13 protein-coding genes are annotated in these 14,758 nt (G+C 72.4%); 8 read left to right on the top strand and 5 right to left on the bottom strand.

Going from position 1 to position 14,758, the window contains the following annotated elements; translation table 11 throughout:
* Window positions 1–45 precede the first annotated feature (45 nt).
* The 7 genes from CLV52_RS13590 to CLV52_RS13560 all read left to right on the top strand — a co-directional run bounded on the left by CLV52_RS13590 (window position 46) and on the right by CLV52_RS13560 (window position 9,413).
* Window positions 46–1,068 (top strand): ABC transporter permease, encoded by a 1,023-nt coding sequence (locus tag CLV52_RS13590; RefSeq protein ID WP_133766922.1) that lies wholly within the window; start codon window positions 46–48, stop codon window positions 1,066–1,068.
* 76 nt (window positions 1,069–1,144) lie between these two features.
* Window positions 1,145–2,248: a substrate-binding domain-containing protein gene (locus CLV52_RS13585; protein WP_133766921.1), complete on the top strand. Its 1,104-nt coding sequence runs from the start codon at window positions 1,145–1,147 to the stop codon at window positions 2,246–2,248.
* A 72-nt stretch (window positions 2,249–2,320) separates the two neighbouring features.
* On the top strand, window positions 2,321–4,852 hold the full coding sequence (locus CLV52_RS13580) for an ATP-binding cassette domain-containing protein (protein ID WP_133766920.1): 2,532 nt from the start codon (window positions 2,321–2,323) through the stop codon (window positions 4,850–4,852).
* 58 nt (window positions 4,853–4,910) lie between these two features.
* Complete coding sequence (locus CLV52_RS13575; protein WP_246018137.1) at window positions 4,911–6,311, top strand: M24 family metallopeptidase; 1,401 nt, start codon at window positions 4,911–4,913, stop codon at window positions 6,309–6,311.
* The gene (locus CLV52_RS13570; protein ID WP_133766919.1) at window positions 6,308–7,369 is read left to right on the top strand and encodes a zinc-dependent alcohol dehydrogenase; all 1,062 of its coding nucleotides are present in this window, start codon (window positions 6,308–6,310) and stop codon (window positions 7,367–7,369) included. The genes CLV52_RS13575 and CLV52_RS13570 overlap by 4 nt, the downstream gene beginning before the upstream one ends.
* A complete protein-coding gene (locus CLV52_RS13565) occupies window positions 7,366–8,424 on the top strand; it encodes a 2,3-butanediol dehydrogenase (protein ID WP_133766918.1) in 1,059 nt (352 codons plus the stop codon). The genes CLV52_RS13570 and CLV52_RS13565 overlap by 4 nt, the downstream gene beginning before the upstream one ends.
* 14 nt (window positions 8,425–8,438) lie before the next feature.
* Window positions 8,439–9,413: a zinc-dependent alcohol dehydrogenase gene (locus CLV52_RS13560; protein WP_133766917.1), complete on the top strand. Its 975-nt coding sequence runs from the start codon at window positions 8,439–8,441 to the stop codon at window positions 9,411–9,413.
* Between the two features lie 105 nt (window positions 9,414–9,518).
* Here CLV52_RS13560 and CLV52_RS13555 read toward each other — a convergent pair whose 3' ends face one another.
* Together CLV52_RS13555 and CLV52_RS13550 are read right to left on the bottom strand one after the other, a co-directional pair.
* On the bottom strand, window positions 9,519–10,589 hold the full coding sequence (locus CLV52_RS13555) for an SDR family oxidoreductase (RefSeq protein WP_133766916.1): 1,071 nt from the start codon (window positions 10,587–10,589) through the stop codon (window positions 9,519–9,521).
* A complete protein-coding gene (locus tag CLV52_RS13550; protein WP_133766915.1) occupies window positions 10,586–11,110 on the bottom strand; it encodes a VOC family protein in 525 nt (174 codons plus the stop codon). The genes CLV52_RS13555 and CLV52_RS13550 overlap by 4 nt, the downstream gene beginning before the upstream one ends.
* A 158-nt stretch (window positions 11,111–11,268) precedes the next feature.
* Between CLV52_RS13550 and CLV52_RS13545 the strand changes: the two genes are divergently transcribed.
* Window positions 11,269–11,961, top strand: coding sequence for a helix-turn-helix domain-containing protein (locus CLV52_RS13545; protein ID WP_162850853.1), 693 nt, complete (start codon window positions 11,269–11,271; stop codon window positions 11,959–11,961).
* 24 nt (window positions 11,962–11,985) lie between these two features.
* On the opposite strand, the gene CLV52_RS13540 is transcribed toward CLV52_RS13545, so the two are convergent.
* Genes CLV52_RS13540 through CLV52_RS13530 form a run of 3 tightly spaced genes read right to left on the bottom strand, consistent with a single transcriptional unit; the run spans window position 11,986 to window position 14,659 of the window.
* The gene (locus tag CLV52_RS13540) at window positions 11,986–13,434 is read right to left on the bottom strand and encodes an NAD-dependent succinate-semialdehyde dehydrogenase (protein WP_211342704.1); all 1,449 of its coding nucleotides are present in this window, start codon (window positions 13,432–13,434) and stop codon (window positions 11,986–11,988) included.
* The gene (locus tag CLV52_RS13535) at window positions 13,431–14,135 is read right to left on the bottom strand and encodes a GntR family transcriptional regulator (protein WP_133766913.1); all 705 of its coding nucleotides are present in this window, start codon (window positions 14,133–14,135) and stop codon (window positions 13,431–13,433) included. The genes CLV52_RS13540 and CLV52_RS13535 overlap by 4 nt, the downstream gene beginning before the upstream one ends.
* Window positions 14,132–14,659: a VOC family protein gene (locus CLV52_RS13530; protein ID WP_133766912.1), complete on the bottom strand. Its 528-nt coding sequence runs from the start codon at window positions 14,657–14,659 to the stop codon at window positions 14,132–14,134. The genes CLV52_RS13535 and CLV52_RS13530 overlap by 4 nt, the downstream gene beginning before the upstream one ends.
* Between the last annotated feature and the right edge of the window lie 99 nt (window positions 14,660–14,758).

Raw genomic sequence — 14,758 nt, 5'->3', positions numbered from 1 at the left:
CACATCCGCTACACAGCGGTACGGATGAACGCGGAGAGAGTGCGCATGTCGACGACGACGGAGCAGGAACGACCGGTGCTGGGCAGCGCCCGGTTCGCCGTCTCCAAGGGCCTCGTCACCATCGTGGTGGCCACCGCGCTGCTCTTCCTCGTCTGCGTCCTCTTCGCGCCGTCGAGCGTCTCCTCTGACGCGCTTCAGGGCATGCTGCCGATCGCGGCCGTCCTCGCGGTGGCCGGGCTCGGCCAGATGCTCGTCGTCCAGCAGGGCGGCATCGACCTCTCCGTCGCCGGCGCCATGTCGCTCGCGGTCGTCACGGTGACGCACATCCCCGACCAGGACGACTCGCTGCTGCTGCCGGCCGTGCTGCTCGCCTTCGGGCTCGTCGTCCTCGGTGGGCTCGCGAACGGGCTCCTGATCGGCGGCCTCGGCCTGAACCCGATCATCGCGACGCTCGGCACCAACGCGCTCCTCTACGGCGTCAACCTCGGCATCTCCGGCGGACGCCCCCGGATCACCACGAACGCCCTGCAGACCGTGATGACGACGAGCGTGCTCGGGATCCCGTCCTCGGTGTTCTTCGCCGTCGCCGCGCTCGTGCTGGTGATCGTGCTGGTGCGCCGCACGGTCCCGGGGCGGCGCTTCGAGTTCATCGGCGCGAACCCCCGCGCGGCCCGGGCGGTCGGCCTGCGGGCCCGGCTCCACCAGACCTCGGCCTACGTCTGGGCGGCCGTGCTCTACGGCCTCGCCGGGGTCATGATCGCCGGCATCACGGCGCAGCCGAGCGCGTACAGCGGCGACAGCTTCCTGCTGATCTCGGTCGCGGTCGTCGTGCTCGGCGGCACCTCGCTGCTCGGCGGCCGCGGCTACCCGGTCGCCACCGTCATCGGCGCCGTGTTCCTGCAGCAGCTCGTCCAGTTCGTGCTCGCGCTCGGCGTCTCGACCGCCATCCAGACGATCGTGCAGGCGGCCGCGCTGGCCGTCGGCGTCTCGCTCTACACCGTCGACTGGGCGGGCATCCTGCGCCGCGTCACCGGGCGACGCCGCCGCGCCGCGCCCGCACCGGCATGACCCCGAAGACTTCCCGGCCGCGCACGCGGCGGGACAGCGCGACAGAGGCGTCGCGATCCATCAGGAGGAGCATCACATGAGACCTCGCACCAAGTACGGCTTCGCCGCGGCAGCGCTCGCGGCGGTGTCCCTGATCCTGTCCGGCTGCAGCGGCACGACGAGCGGCGCCGGCGGCGGCGGCGACGGGAAGGTCACCCACGTCGCCGGCGCACCCTCGTGGTGCGGCACGAAGAAGATCACCTTCGCGCTGCTCGACGGCTTCGGCGGCAACAGCTGGCGCCTCGTCACCACCGCGTCCGGCAGGGCCGAGGCGGCCAAGTGCCCGAGCGTGACGAAGTTCCTGTACGCCGACGGCCAGGGCAACACCTCGAAGGCGATCTCCGACATCAAGGGCATGGCGTCCCGCGGCGTGAACGCGATGGTCGTCTTCCCGGACGCGGGCAAGGCGGTCCTCCCGGCCCTGACCTCGGCCTACAAGGCCGGCGTCGTCACGGTGCCGTACCGCGTCGACCCGGGCGGCAAGGCCGGCGTGAACTACGACAAGTGGATCGGCGACGACTTCGCCAACGACGGCCACAACTGGGCGACGTGGATCAAGAAGGTCGTGCCGAACGGCGGCAACATCCTGTTCATGGGCGGCCCCGCGGGCAACAGCCAGAGCGTGACGGAGTACAACGCGCTCAAGGAGGACCTGGGGTCGAAGTACACCTTCGTGCAGCAGACCCCGTTCGTGCCGACGAACTGGGACCCGACGCTGACGCAGACCCTGCTCTCCGCCGCGATCGCCAAGAACCCGAAGATCGACGTGATCGTCTCCGACTTCGGCCCGACGCTCGTGTCCTCCCTGCCGCTCTTCACGAAGAACGGCAAGAAGATCCCGGCGCTCGCGACCTCCGACGGCAACTCCCTCGCCTGCTTCTGGCAGCAGCAGAAGGACGCCGGACGCGAGTTCCCGCTGATGACCGTCGCGACGGGCAACGACAACGTCCGGCTGGCCGTCGACTACGCCATCGCGAAGGCGACCGGCGGGAAGATCCCGACCGCGGACTCCTTCAAGGGCCCGGTCTTCGAGGACTCGACCGACTCGTCCAAGCCCGTGCAGTGCAAGAGCGACCTGCCCGGTGACGTCTACCTCTCCGCCCAGATGCCGGGCGAGGAGCAGGCGAAGCTCGGCAAGTGACGGCGGACCGGCCCGGCGGCGCTGACGCGTCGCCGGGCCGGTCTCGGATCGACGGCGGAAGGCACCACCGAAATGAACGAGACGCTCCCGGAGCGCGCAGCGGTCGCGACGGCCCCTGCGACGCTCGCGATGCGCGGCATCACGAAGACCTACGGCGGCGTCGCCGCGCTCAGCGACGTGTCGGTGGAGATCGCCGCCGGCGAGGTGCACGCGATCCTCGGCGAGAACGGCGCGGGCAAGTCCACGCTCATGAACGTCGCGACGGGCGGCACGCAGCCCGACGCGGGCACGATCCTCGTCGCGGGGGAGGACGTCGGCGCGCTGAGCCCGCGGTCCGCCGCGGCGCACGGCATCGCCATCGTCCACCAGCACCCCGCCGTGCTGCCGGACCTCACGGTCCTCGAGAACCTCGAGGTCGCGCTGCCGGCCTCCGTGCTGAAGGGCGAGGGCGGCCGCGCCGCGTCTGCGCGGCGCATCCTCGAGCGCGTCGGCCTCGACGTCGACCTCCGCGACCGCGTCGAGCTGATGACGGTCGCGCAGCGCCACCTGCTCGAGATCGCGAAGGCGTTCGCGGTCGAGCCCCGGGTGCTGATCCTCGACGAGCCGACGGCGCCGCTCGGCGACGACGCCGTCCGCCACTTCTTCTCCCTCGTGCGCGACGCGGTCGGCCGGGGGACCTCGGTCGTCTACATCACGCACCGGATGGCGGAGGTGCGCGAGCTCGCGGACCGCGTCACCGTGCTCCGGGACGGCCGCACCCGCGGCACGGCCCTCGTCGCCGACGTGACGGACGACGAGCTGCTCTCCCTCATCGTCGGCCGCAAGCTCGACTCGACGTTCCCCCCGAAGCTCGGGGCGGCGGCGGACGAGGCGTTCGGCCACGACCTCGAGCTCGTCGGCCTGAGCGGGCCCGGGTTCGCCGGGATCGACGCGAAGGTGCGCCGCGGCGCGATCGTCGGCATCGCCGGCGTCGTCGGCAACGGGCAGACCGACCTGCTCCGCGCGCTCGCGGGGCTCGAGCAGTTCGACGGCGAGGTCCGGGTCGGCGGCACCGCCCGCTCCGGCCGGGAGCTGCTGCGGCGCGCGGCCTACATGCCGTCCGACCGGCACGGCGAGGGCCTCGCCATGAGCCTCTCCGTCCGGGAGAACGCGGCGATCAGCGCGCTGAAGTCCTTCACCGCCGGCCCGCTGCTGCGCCGCCCGCGCGAGGTCGAGACCGTCGGCGGCTCCCTCCGATCCCTCGCGGTCAAGGCGCCGTCGATGGACGCGCCGGTCGGCGCGCTGTCCGGCGGCAATCAGCAGAAGGTCGTGATCTCGCGCGCCCTGCTCTCCGACCCCGTCCTGCTCATCGCGGACGAGCCGACCCAGGGCGTCGACGTCGGCGCGCGCGCCGAGATCTACGGCATCCTCCGCGAGGCCTCGAGCCGCGGGATCCCCGTCGTCGTCGCGTCCTCGGACACGAAGGAGCTGGAGGGGCTCTGCGACCAGGTGCTCGTGATGTCGCGCGGCCAGGTCGTCGCGACGCTCGAGGGCGACGACATCACCGAGGAGCGGATGGTCAGCGCCGCGGTCGGCTCGAAGGCGACCGCGATCGCGACGCCGGAGGCACTGCGCCCCGAGCACCCGACCGGGCTCCGCCGCTTCGTGCAGAGCGACTTCGCCCCGAGCGTGCTCGTCGCGGCGCTCATCGTCGTGCTCGGCGCATTCATCGCCGCGCAGAACGGCGCGTTCCTCTCGACGTTCAACCTGGTCACGATCCTCACCGCGGCGACGGCGGTCGGGTTCCTCGCCCTGGGGCAGAACATCGCCCTCCTGACCGGCGGGATCGACCTCTCCGTCGGTCCGCTCGCGGGATTCCTCGTCGTCGTCGCCTCCTTCTTCGTGAACGACGGCAAGCCGGTGGGCACGGTGCTGCTCGGGCTCGGCCTGATGCTGCTCATCGCGATCGCCGTCGGTCTCGTGAACGGCGGACTGATCCGCGGCGCGCGCTTCACCCCGATCGCCGCGACCCTCGCGCTGTACATCGCGCTCGGCGGCTTCGCGCTGCTCCTCCGCCCCGAGCAGGGCGGCTACATCAGCCAGGACTTCCAGAGCTTCGTGACCATGAGCTTCGGGCCGATCCCGCTGTTCTTCATCGTGCTCGTCGTGGTCGCGGTGCTCCTCGAGCTCGCGCTGCGGCGGACGCGCTGGGGCTGGCGGCTCCGCGCGGCCGGCAGCGACGAGGTCGCGGCCCGCACCGTCGGCGTCGCGGTCGACCGCACGGTCGTGCTGGGCTACGTCGCCACGGCGGCCCTCGTGTTCCTGTCGGCGCTCATGTTCATGGGCCAGTACGGCGTCGGCGACCCGACCCAGGGCTCGGCCTTCACGCTGACGAGCATCACCGCGGTGGTGCTCGGCGGCACGAGCCTCCTCGGCGGCCGCGGCACCTTCATCGGCCCGCTGCTCGGGGCGCTGCTGCTGCAGCAGGTGCTGTCCGCGACGGTCTTCCTCGGACTCGGGACGGTGTTCCAGTACTACTTCCAGGGCGCCCTGATCCTCGTCGCCGCGATCGTCTACACGACCGGCCGGATCCGCCGTCGCCGCCGCCGCGCCGCCGTCGAGTGAGCACCACGACCCTCCACCGGCGTCCTCTCGGACGCCCGACCCAGAAAGGCAGGCACCGGTGCTGAGCACGGCGACCTTCGGAACCAACGGCGTCGACTGGGAGGAGCGCGTCCGGTTCGACCGGCTGCGCGACGAACGGCTCGCGCGACTCAAGGCCGAGCTCGAGCGGTCCGACCTCGGCGCGCTGCTCGCGTTCGACTTCTCGAACATCCGCTACATGACCGCGACCCACATCGGGACGTGGGCGATGGACAAGCTGATCCGCTTCTCCCTCCTGACCCGCAACAGCGACCCGATCGTCTGGGACTTCGGGTCCGCGGCGAAGCACCACGCGCTGTACAACCCGTGGCTCGGCGAGACCACCGCCGAGATGGACGCCGACCCGCACGCGCCGCACCACGGCGCGAAGCGGCCGCGGCTCGAGAACGGCTCGCGGGCCGGCATCTCCACGCTCCGCGGCGCGTTCAACCCGGCGGCCGGCGCCGCGGAGGAGGTCGCGGCGAAGATCAAGCGCGAGCTCGAGAAGTTCGGCCTGCTCGGGGAGCCCCTCGGCGTCGACGTGATCGAGATGCCGGTCCTCATGGCGCTGAAGAACGCGGGCATCGACGTCGTCGACGGCCAGCAGGTGTTCATGCAGGCGCGCGAGATCAAGACGCAGGACGAGATCACGCTGCTCACGCAGGCGGCCTCGATGGTGGACTCCGCCTACGACAAGCTGTACGAGTTCCTCCGCCCGGGCGTCCGCGAGAACGAGACCGTCGGCCTCGTGGCGAAGACGCTCTACGACCACGGCTCCGAGTACGTCGAGGGCGTGAACGCGATCTCGGGGGAGCGCTGCTCGCCGCACCCGCACGTCTACTCCGACCGGATCATCCGGCCGGGCGACCCCGCGTTCTTCGACATCCTGCACAGCTTCAACGGCTACCGGACCTGCTACTACCGCACGTTCGCGGTCGGCTCGGCGAGCCCGGCGCAGAACGACGCCTACAAGCGCGCCCGCGAGTACATGGACCGCGCGATCGCGCTCGTGAAGCCCGGCGCCACCACCGCGGACATCGTCAAGGTGTGGCCGAAGGCGCAGGAGTTCGGGTTCCCGGACGAGGAGGCCGCGTTCGCGCTGCAGTACGGGCACGGCGTCGGCCTGTCGATCTGGGAGAAGCCGATCTTCTCCCGGCTCGTCTCGCTCGACCACCCGGAGGAGCTGAAGGAGGGCATGTTCTTCGCCCTCGAGACCTACTGGCCGAGCGCCGACGGCATCGGCGCGGCCCGCATCGAGGAGGAGGTCGTCGTGACCGCCACCGGTGCCGAGGTCGTCACGAAGTTCCCGGCCGAGGACCTGCTCGTCGCGGGCCAGCGCTACTTCACGGTCAACGGGCCGCTGCCCGTCATCCGCAGCTCGCAGTCGAACCTCAACACGGCCTGGGGCCGCGGCGAGGCCGGTCCGGGGGCGGAGGCGTGAGGGCGGCCGTCTACCACGGCGACCACGACGTCCGGATCGAGGACGTCCCCGAGCCCGAGCCGCGCGAGGGCGAGGTGCTCCTCCGCGTGCTCCGGTCCGGGATGTGCGGCACCGACGCGACCGAGTGGAAGGCCGGCCCGCTGACCTTCCCGGTGAACCGGGTGCACCCCGTCACCGGGGCGACCGGGCCGATGGTGTTCGGGCACGAGTTCGTCGGGGAGGTCGTCGCGCCCGTCGCGGGCGGCCGGTTCCCGGCCGGGTCGATCGTCGCGAGCGGTGCCGGCGTCTGGTGCGGCGCGTGCGACCGCTGCCGGGAGGGCCGGACGAACCTGTGCCGCCGCTACTACACGCACGGGCTGAACGCCCCCGGCGGCCTCGCCGAGCTCGTCGCGGTGCCCGAGCGGACGCTCGTCGCGGTGCCGGACGGGCTGCCGCTCGACGCGGCAGGCCTCGCCCAGCCGCTCGCCGTCGGCCTGCACGCCGCCCGGCGCTCCGGAGTCCGGGACGGCGACCGCGTCGTGCTCATCGGGGCCGGCGCGATCGGGACCTTCGTGCTCACCGGCGTGCGGCACCTCGCCGACGTCGAGGTCACCGTCGTCGACTTCCCCGGGGCACGGCTGGAGCGCGCGCTGCGGCTCGGCGCGGACCGCGTCGTCGAGGTCGGGGACGCCGTGCGCGACCGCGTGCTCGAAGCCGCGCCCGGCGGTGCCGACGTCGTCATCGAGGCGAGCGGCGCCCCCGGGCAGCTGAACGCCGCGATCGGCATGGTCCGCGACGGCGGGACGGTGCTGCAGGTCGGCCTCCCCGCGAAGCAGCAGGAGGTCGACGTCCACGCCCTGGTGATGCGCGAGATCACCGTGCGGACCACGCTCGCCCACGTCTGCGGCGAGGACCTCGCCCCGGCGCTCGACATCCTCGCGACGACGTCGCTGGCCGCCGAGCTGCTCGACTCCGTGCACCCGCTCGGCGATCTCGCCGAGCAGCTCGAGCGGCTCGCCACCGGGCGCCTCGAGGGCAAGGTGCTGTTCGACCCCACGCTCCAGGAGGAGGAACGATGAAGGCCGCCGTCTTCCACGCCGCCCACGACGTCCGCGTCGAGGACGTGGCGCCGCCCACGTCGCCCGGACCCGGCGAGGTCCTGCTGCGGCCGTTCTGGTGCGGCATCTGCGGCACCGACCTGCACGAGTACGCGCAGGGCCCGATCGTCACGCCGAAGGAGCCGCACAAGCTGAACGGCTCGACGATCCCGCAGATCCTCGGCCACGAGTTCTCCGCGGAGGTCGTCGAGGTCGGCCGCGGCGTGGACCGCGTCCGCGTCGGCCAGCGCGTATCCGTGATGCCGCTGCTCTTCGACGGCACCTGCTACTACTGCGTGCGCGGCCTGAACCACCTCTGCGTGAACATGGCGTGCATCGGGCTCAGCTACGCCTGGGGCGGGATCGCCGAGCTCGCGGTCGTACCGCAGGAGAAGCTCACCGTGCTGCCCGACTCGGTCAGCGACCTCCAGGGCGCGCTCGTCGAGCCCGCCGCGGTCGCCGCGTACGGCGTCGACACCGCGCAGGTGCGGCCCGGCGACACCGTGCTCGTCACGGGCGCCGGTCCGATCGGCGCGCTCGCGACGCTCTACGCCGCGTCGCTCGGGGCGCGCGTCATCGTGTCGGAGGTGAACCCGACGCGTGCCGAGCTGGTGCGCGGCTTCGGCGTCGCCGAGGTGCTGAACCCCGCGGAGACCGACGTCGCCGCGTACCTGAAGGACCTGAACGGCGGCATCGGCGCGGACGCGGTGATCGAGTGCTCGGGCAACGAGCGCGCGCTGCAGACGGCGCTCGCCGCGGTGCGGTCCGCGGGTCACGTCTCGCAGACCGGCCTGCACACGCGCCCCGCGTCGATCGACCCGATGGTGCTGTCGGAGCACGACATCACGCTGACCGGCACCTGGTGCTACCCGGTGTTCGACTTCCCGCGCATCGTCGACCTGATCGCGCGCGGCCGGTACCCGGTCGAGCAGGTCGTGACCGCGACCGTCCCGATGGCCGACATCGTCGAGAAGGGCTTCGAGACGCTGCTGTCGCCGACCGGCGACCAGGTCAAGGTCCTCATCGAGACCCGCTGAGCAGGAGGAGGAGCATGAAGGCACTGGTCTACGCGGCGCAGGACTCGCCCGTCGTCGAGGAGCGGCCGATCCCGGAGATCGCGGCCGACGAGGTGCTTGTCGCAGCCCGGTCGGTGGGCGTCTGCCACTCGGACATCGAGCTGCTCGAGGGCCGCTACATCATCCCGTTCTCCTACCCGCTGATCCCCGGTCACGAGTGGTCCGGCGAGGTCGTGCGGGTCGGCGACCAGGTGAAGGACCTCCGTGTCGGCGACCGCGTGGTGGGGGAGTGCGTGATCGGGGCCGACCACTTCGGCTTCTCGATCAGCGGCGCCGCCGCCGACTTCTTCGTTGCGAAGGAGTCGTGGCTGCACCGGCTGCCCGACGAGCTGTCGTTCACGATGGGTGCGCTCGTCGAGCCGTTCAGCGTCGCGTACTACGCGGTGCAGCACGCCGGGGGCGTGAACGCGTCCGACACCGTCGCCGTGCTCGGCGCCGGGCCGGTCGGGCTCGCCGTCGCGGCGGCGACCGCCGCGATGGGCGCGACCACCGTCGTGATCGAGCCATCGGAGGACCGCCGGAAGGCCGCCCTCGCCCTCGGCGCGACGCACGCGGTGCACCCGGACGAGGCCGACGAGCGGCTCCGCGACATCACGGGCGGCCGCGGCGCGGACCTCGTCGTCGAGGCGAGCGGGCGCCCGGCCGTCATGGCGACCGCGCTCGAGCTCGTCGCGTTCCAGGGCCGGATCGCCTACATCGGGATCGACGTCGGGGGCTCAGCGCCCGCGAAGCTCGGGCTGATCCAGTCGAAGGAGCTGCGGATCACGGGCTCCATCGGGTCGCCCGGCATCTGGCCGGAGACCCTCCGGTTCCTCGCCGGCAGCGGGCTCGACCTGACGCCGCTCGTGACGCAGCGCTTCGCGGCGGCCGACGCCGTCGACGCGCTCGAGGCGGCGCACCACCCCGAGTCCACGATCAAGGCGCACATCGAGTTCGACGCACGGCTCTGAGCTCGGAACGCCAGGAGGGGAGGACCGCCGCGGCGGTCCTCCCCTCCTCCGTTCACGGATACGGAGATCCGGCGACCGGATCTCCGTATCCGTGAACCCCGCCGGTCAGGGGAGGATCTTCGCCTCGCGGTAGCGCGCGATGTAGTGGAAGAAGCTGTCGCGGGTGTCGCGCGACGCCGTGAAGCCGGCCTTCCGGCTCTTGTTCATGTCCGTGAGCACCTCGATGTCGCGACCGAGGTCGCCGTCGGTGTGCCACCACGACGCGACGCGGCCGAGGTCCGGCTCGACCAGGCCGTGCCGCTCGGCGATGCGCCGCCAGACGTCCTCCGCGCCGGCCATCGACTCGACGAGCGTGCGGGGCGCGCCCTCGAAACCCTCCCACGGGAGGTCGAAGAAGGCGGCGATCTGCGGCCACAGCCACCGCCAGCGGAAGACGTCGCCGTTCGCCGTGTTGAAGGCCTCGTTCCGGCCGTGCTCGGACGCCCAGAGCATCTGCTCCGACAGCAGGTCGGCGTCGGTCACGTCGGTCACCGAGTTCCACTGCGTCGCGGATCCGGGGAACACGAACGGGCGGCCGAGCTCCTTGCAGATCGCCGCGTACGCGCCGATCGTCAGCACCATGTTCATCGCGTTGCCCGTGGCGAACCCGAACACCGTGTGCGAGCGGTGCACGCTCCAGGTGAACCCGCCGCGCTCCGCGGCCGCGAACAGCTCGTCCTCCTGGGCGTAGTAGAAGTTCGGCGTCGTCAGCCGAGGCTCCTCCTCGCGGAACGGGGTGTCCGCCATGACGCCCGTCGCATACGCCTCGAACGGGCCGAGGTAGTGCTTGAGGCCCGTCATCAGGGCGACGTGCTCGACCGAGCCGGCGTCCGCGAGGGCGCCGAGCACGTTCCGCACCGCGGCGGCGTTGACGCGGATGTTGTCCGCCTCGGTGTCCATCCGGGTCCACGCGGTGATCGCGACGAACGCGGGCCGGACCTCGGCGAGCGCCTCGCGCAGCCCGTCCGGATCGGCGAGGTCCGCGCGGACCGGCCGCACGCGCGGGTCGGGCGCGCCGCCGCTCCGCGAGAGGCCGAAGACCTCCCAGCCGCGGTCCGCGAGCAGCGCCGCCAGGTTCTGGCCGACGATGCCGGTGACGCCGACGACGAGTGCGCGGCGTGGGGTGGTGTCCGTCATCGAACGGCCTCCTGCGTGGTGGTGGGGTGTTCGTCGAGGTACGCGGCGATGCCCTGCCGGCGCTCCTCGGGCCGCGTGTACGCGACCTCGACGAGCTCGAGCGGGATGCCGTCGGGGTCGTGGAAGTAGACCCAGCGCCAGCCGGCGAGTACGCCGTCGTCGACGACGTGCGAGGACGAGAAAAACTCGACGCCCTTCGCCTCGAGCTCGGCCTGCACGGCGGCGACGTCGTCGACCCGGAACGCGACGTGCATCGCGCCCAGGTGGTTCTGGTGGACGGGGCCGTCGCTCGGTTCCCGGTTCTCGTACTCGAGCAGCTCGAGCACGCCGTCGCCGACGAGCAGGCAGCACTGCCGCAGCCGGGCGCCGGGCACGCCGACGCCCTGGGCGAGCTCGTCGCCGTCGAACCAGGGGCTCGGCTCGCTCTGGAACGGGAAGCCGAGGAGCCCGTGGTAGAACTCGATCGACCGGTCCAGGTCGCTGACGATGATCCCGGTGTGGTGGATCCCGCGAATGGTCATCGGCACACTTCCTCGTATGATCCGACTGTCTGCTGTCACTGAACAGTAGCACTCGGCAGCGCCGGGCCATGTGTACATTGAGCGCATCCCGCATCGTCCGACCGAGCCGCCGCGGACCGCGGAGGGCGGCGAAGCGAGGAAGGGAGACGGGCGCCGACATGGTGGACATCCGCGCGTTCGAGCTCGGCGACCTCGGCTTCCGGCTGAAGGAGATCCGGCAGGCGGCCGGCCTCTCGCTGCGGGAGCTGGCCAGGCAGGCCGGGGTCTCCCCGTCATTGGTCTCGCAGATCGAGAACGGCAAGTCGCAGCCCTCGGTCGGGACGCTCTACACGTTCGCCCGGCTGCTCGGCGTCTCCGTCGACGAGCTGTTCGAGGCCGACGAGCAGGCGCACGAGCGCGCGCTCGCCCTCGAGGAGCAGGAGCAGCCCGACGACGAGTGGCACGGCACCGGCCGCATGAACCCGGTGAACGCGTGGCACCCGTCGGAGTACGCGAACCGGGTCTCGGTCGTGCACCCGTCCCACCGGCCGCAGATCACGATGGCCGAGGGCGTCGTCTGGGAGCGGCTCGCGGCGACGCCGGAGCACGCGGTGAACTTCATGAAGGTCACCTACGCGTCGGGCGCGACCTCGTCCGCCGGCGGCGAGATGGTGACCCACGAGGGCTACGAGTACGCGCTCGTCCTCAAGGGCGAGCTCGTCGTCACCGTGGGCCAGGAGGTCTTCCACCTCCGCGAGGGCGAGTCGTTCGGGTTCGACTGCTCCATCCCGCACGTGCACCGGAACCCGGGGCCCGGCGTCTTCGAGGGCGTCTGGTTCGTGCACGGCAGCAGCCACCACCCGCCCGCCTGAGGCGGGTGGCGCTGCCCGCGCGGCTCAGGCCGTGACGGCGATGTACTGCGTCTCGAGGAACTCGAGGATGCCCTCGTCCGCGCCCTCGCGGCCGAGGCCGCTCTGCTTCGTGCCGCCGAACGGCGCGGCCGGGTCCGAGACGACGCCGCGGTTGACCGCGACCATCCCCACGTCGAGCCGGGTCGCGACCTGCATGGCGGCGCGCTCCTCGCCGAACACGTAGGCGATCAGGCCGTACTCGGAGTCGTTCGCCTGCGCGACGACCTCGTCCACGTCGGAGAACCGCACGACCGCGGTGACCGGGCCGAAGATCTCCGTCGTGTTGATCGTGCTGCCGTGCGCGACGCCGGTGAGCAGCGTCGGGGCGTAGAAGGCGCCGTGCTCGGAGGCGGTGCCGCCGACGCGGACGGCCGCGCCCTCCGCCGTCGCGGTGTCGACGAGGCCGGCGACCTTGTCGCGCTCGCCGACCGAGACGAGCGCGCCGAGCTCGTTCCCGCGGTCGAGGCCCGGTCCCGTGCGCATCGCCTCGAGCCGCGCGGCCATCCGCTCGACGAACGCGTCGTGCAGCGAGTCGTGGACGTAGAAGCGGTTCGCGGACGTGCAGGCGGAGCCGCCGTTCCGCATCTTCGCGAGGAACGCGCCCTCGACCGCCTGATCGAGGTCGGCGCCGGGCAGGACGATGAGCGGCGCGTTGCCGCCGAGCTCCATCGACGTGTTGACGATCCGGTCGGCGCACGCCTTGAGCAGCTCGCGCCCCACCTCGGTCGAGCCCGTGAAGGAGAGCTTCCGCACCGGCTCCGCGGCGAGCATGCGCGCGACCGCCGGTCCGGTCGGGACGGGCGTCACGAGGTTCACGACCCCGTCCGGCACCCCGGCGCGCTGCAGCGCGTCGACGAGGTACGCGGCGGTCAGCGGCGTCTCGCGCGCCGGCTTCAGGACGGTCGTGCAGCCCGCGGCGAGCGCGGGCGCGAGCTTGCGCGTCGCCATCGCGGCGGGGAAGTTCCAGGGCGTGATGAGCAGCGAGACGCCGATCGGCCGGTGCGTGACGACGATCCGCTTGTCGCCGGCGGGGGAGAGGCGCCAGTCGCCGGGGATGCGCACGGCCTCCTCCGCGAACCAGCGGAAGAACTCGGTCGCGTAGCCCGCCTCCGCCTTCGCGTCGGCCCAGGACTTGCCGTTCTCGCGCACCATCAGCTCGGCGAGCACGTCGGACTCCGCGGTGAGGATCTCCCACGCGCGGCGGAGGATCTCGCTGCGGACCCGCGGCGCGGTCGCGCTCCACGCGGGCAGCGCGGCGGCGGCCGCCGCCACCGCCGCGTCGCAGTCCTCCTCGGTCGCGATCGCGAACTCCGCGATGGTCGAGCCGTCGGACGGGTCGAGGACGGGGAACCGCCCGCCGCCCGATCCGGGGCGCCACTCCCCGCCGATGTGGAGGTCGCGGAAGACGGCGGCGGGCGGTGCGGTGATGGTCACGGGGTGCTCCTCTGGTCGGTCGGTTCGTCGTCGAACACGTCGGGGTGGTGGGCGAGCTGCAGGCGCGTGCGGCGGATGTGCCCGGCGAGCACGCGCTCCGCGCCGTCGGCGTCGCCGTCGCGGATCGCCTTCACGAGCATGTGGTGCTCCTCGTGCAGCGTTCGGAGGTCGTCGGCGTCGAGCAGCAGCGAGAACGCGCGGCGGTAGTGCTGCGTCGTGTTCCAGAGGCGGTGCACGGTGTCCCCGAGCACGGCCGTCTCGGCGCCCTCGTAGGACAGGAGGTGCAGCTCCCGGTCGAGCCGGAGGAACTGCTCGACGTCGCGGACGTCGCGGATCCGCTCGGCGAGGTCCGCCAGGCGCGCGATCCGCGCCGGGCCGAGGCCCGGCAGGCTCCGCCGGAGCAGGAGCGGCTCGAGCCGCTCGCGGATCTCGTAGACCTCCTCGCACTCCGCGCGGCTCAGCGCGGAGACCCAGGAGCCGGTGTTCGGCACCGTGGTGATCAGCCCGTCGGCCTCGAGGATGCGGAGCGCCTCCCGGACGAGCGCGCGGCTCGCCCCCAGCGACGCGGCGAGCGACTCCTGCCGGATGCGCTCCCGCGGGACCAGCTCGCCGCGGAGGATCCGGGCGCGCAGCTCGTCGGCGAGGCGCGCCCCGGCGCCGCCGTCCCTCGAGGCGACGGCCCGCTCCGGCGCGTCGGTCATTCCGCCGGCCGCGCCGGGTGCCAGAGCAGCACCTGGGCGTCCTGCTCGTAGGCCTTGCCGTGCGGGTACGAGACGAGCTCGAACTGCATGCCCCAGGGGCTGCGGAAGTACACCCAGCGCTGACCGGTGCTCGCGCTGGAGCTGGCGGTCGGCTCGCCCATCACCTCGACGCCCTCGTGCCGGAGGTACGCGACGGCCTCGTCGAGGTCGTCGACGTAGAAGGCGAGGTGGTGGCCGCCGAGGTCGCTGTTGCGGGGCTGGGGGCGCTGCCCGTCCGCGGCCTCGTACTGGAAGACCTCGAAGTTTGCGCCGTTGGCGCAGCGGTAGAAGTGGAGTCGCCGCATGACCGTGCGCGGGTGGACGCCGAGGTGCTCGGCCATCCAGTCGTCGTCCTCGTGCACGAAGGGGCCGAGGGAGTAGACGCGCACGCAGCCGAGCACGTCCACGAGGAACCGGTCGGCCTCGTCGAGGTCGGGCACGGTGAAGCCGATGTGGTCGGTGCCGCGCAGCCCGGGGAGCGCCATCGCCCCCTCCTTCCTCCGCATCGCCGCGGGAGGTCGGCGGCGCGCGTCGCGCCCCGCCCATGTGTTCAGTGAGGCGCTTGAGATTGGCGCCAATGTACA

Source organism: Amnibacterium kyonggiense (assembly GCF_004364555.1).
Classification (GTDB): Bacteria; Actinomycetota; Actinomycetes; order Actinomycetales; family Microbacteriaceae; genus Amnibacterium; species Amnibacterium kyonggiense.
This window is presented reverse-complemented; position numbering and strand designations above follow the sequence as displayed.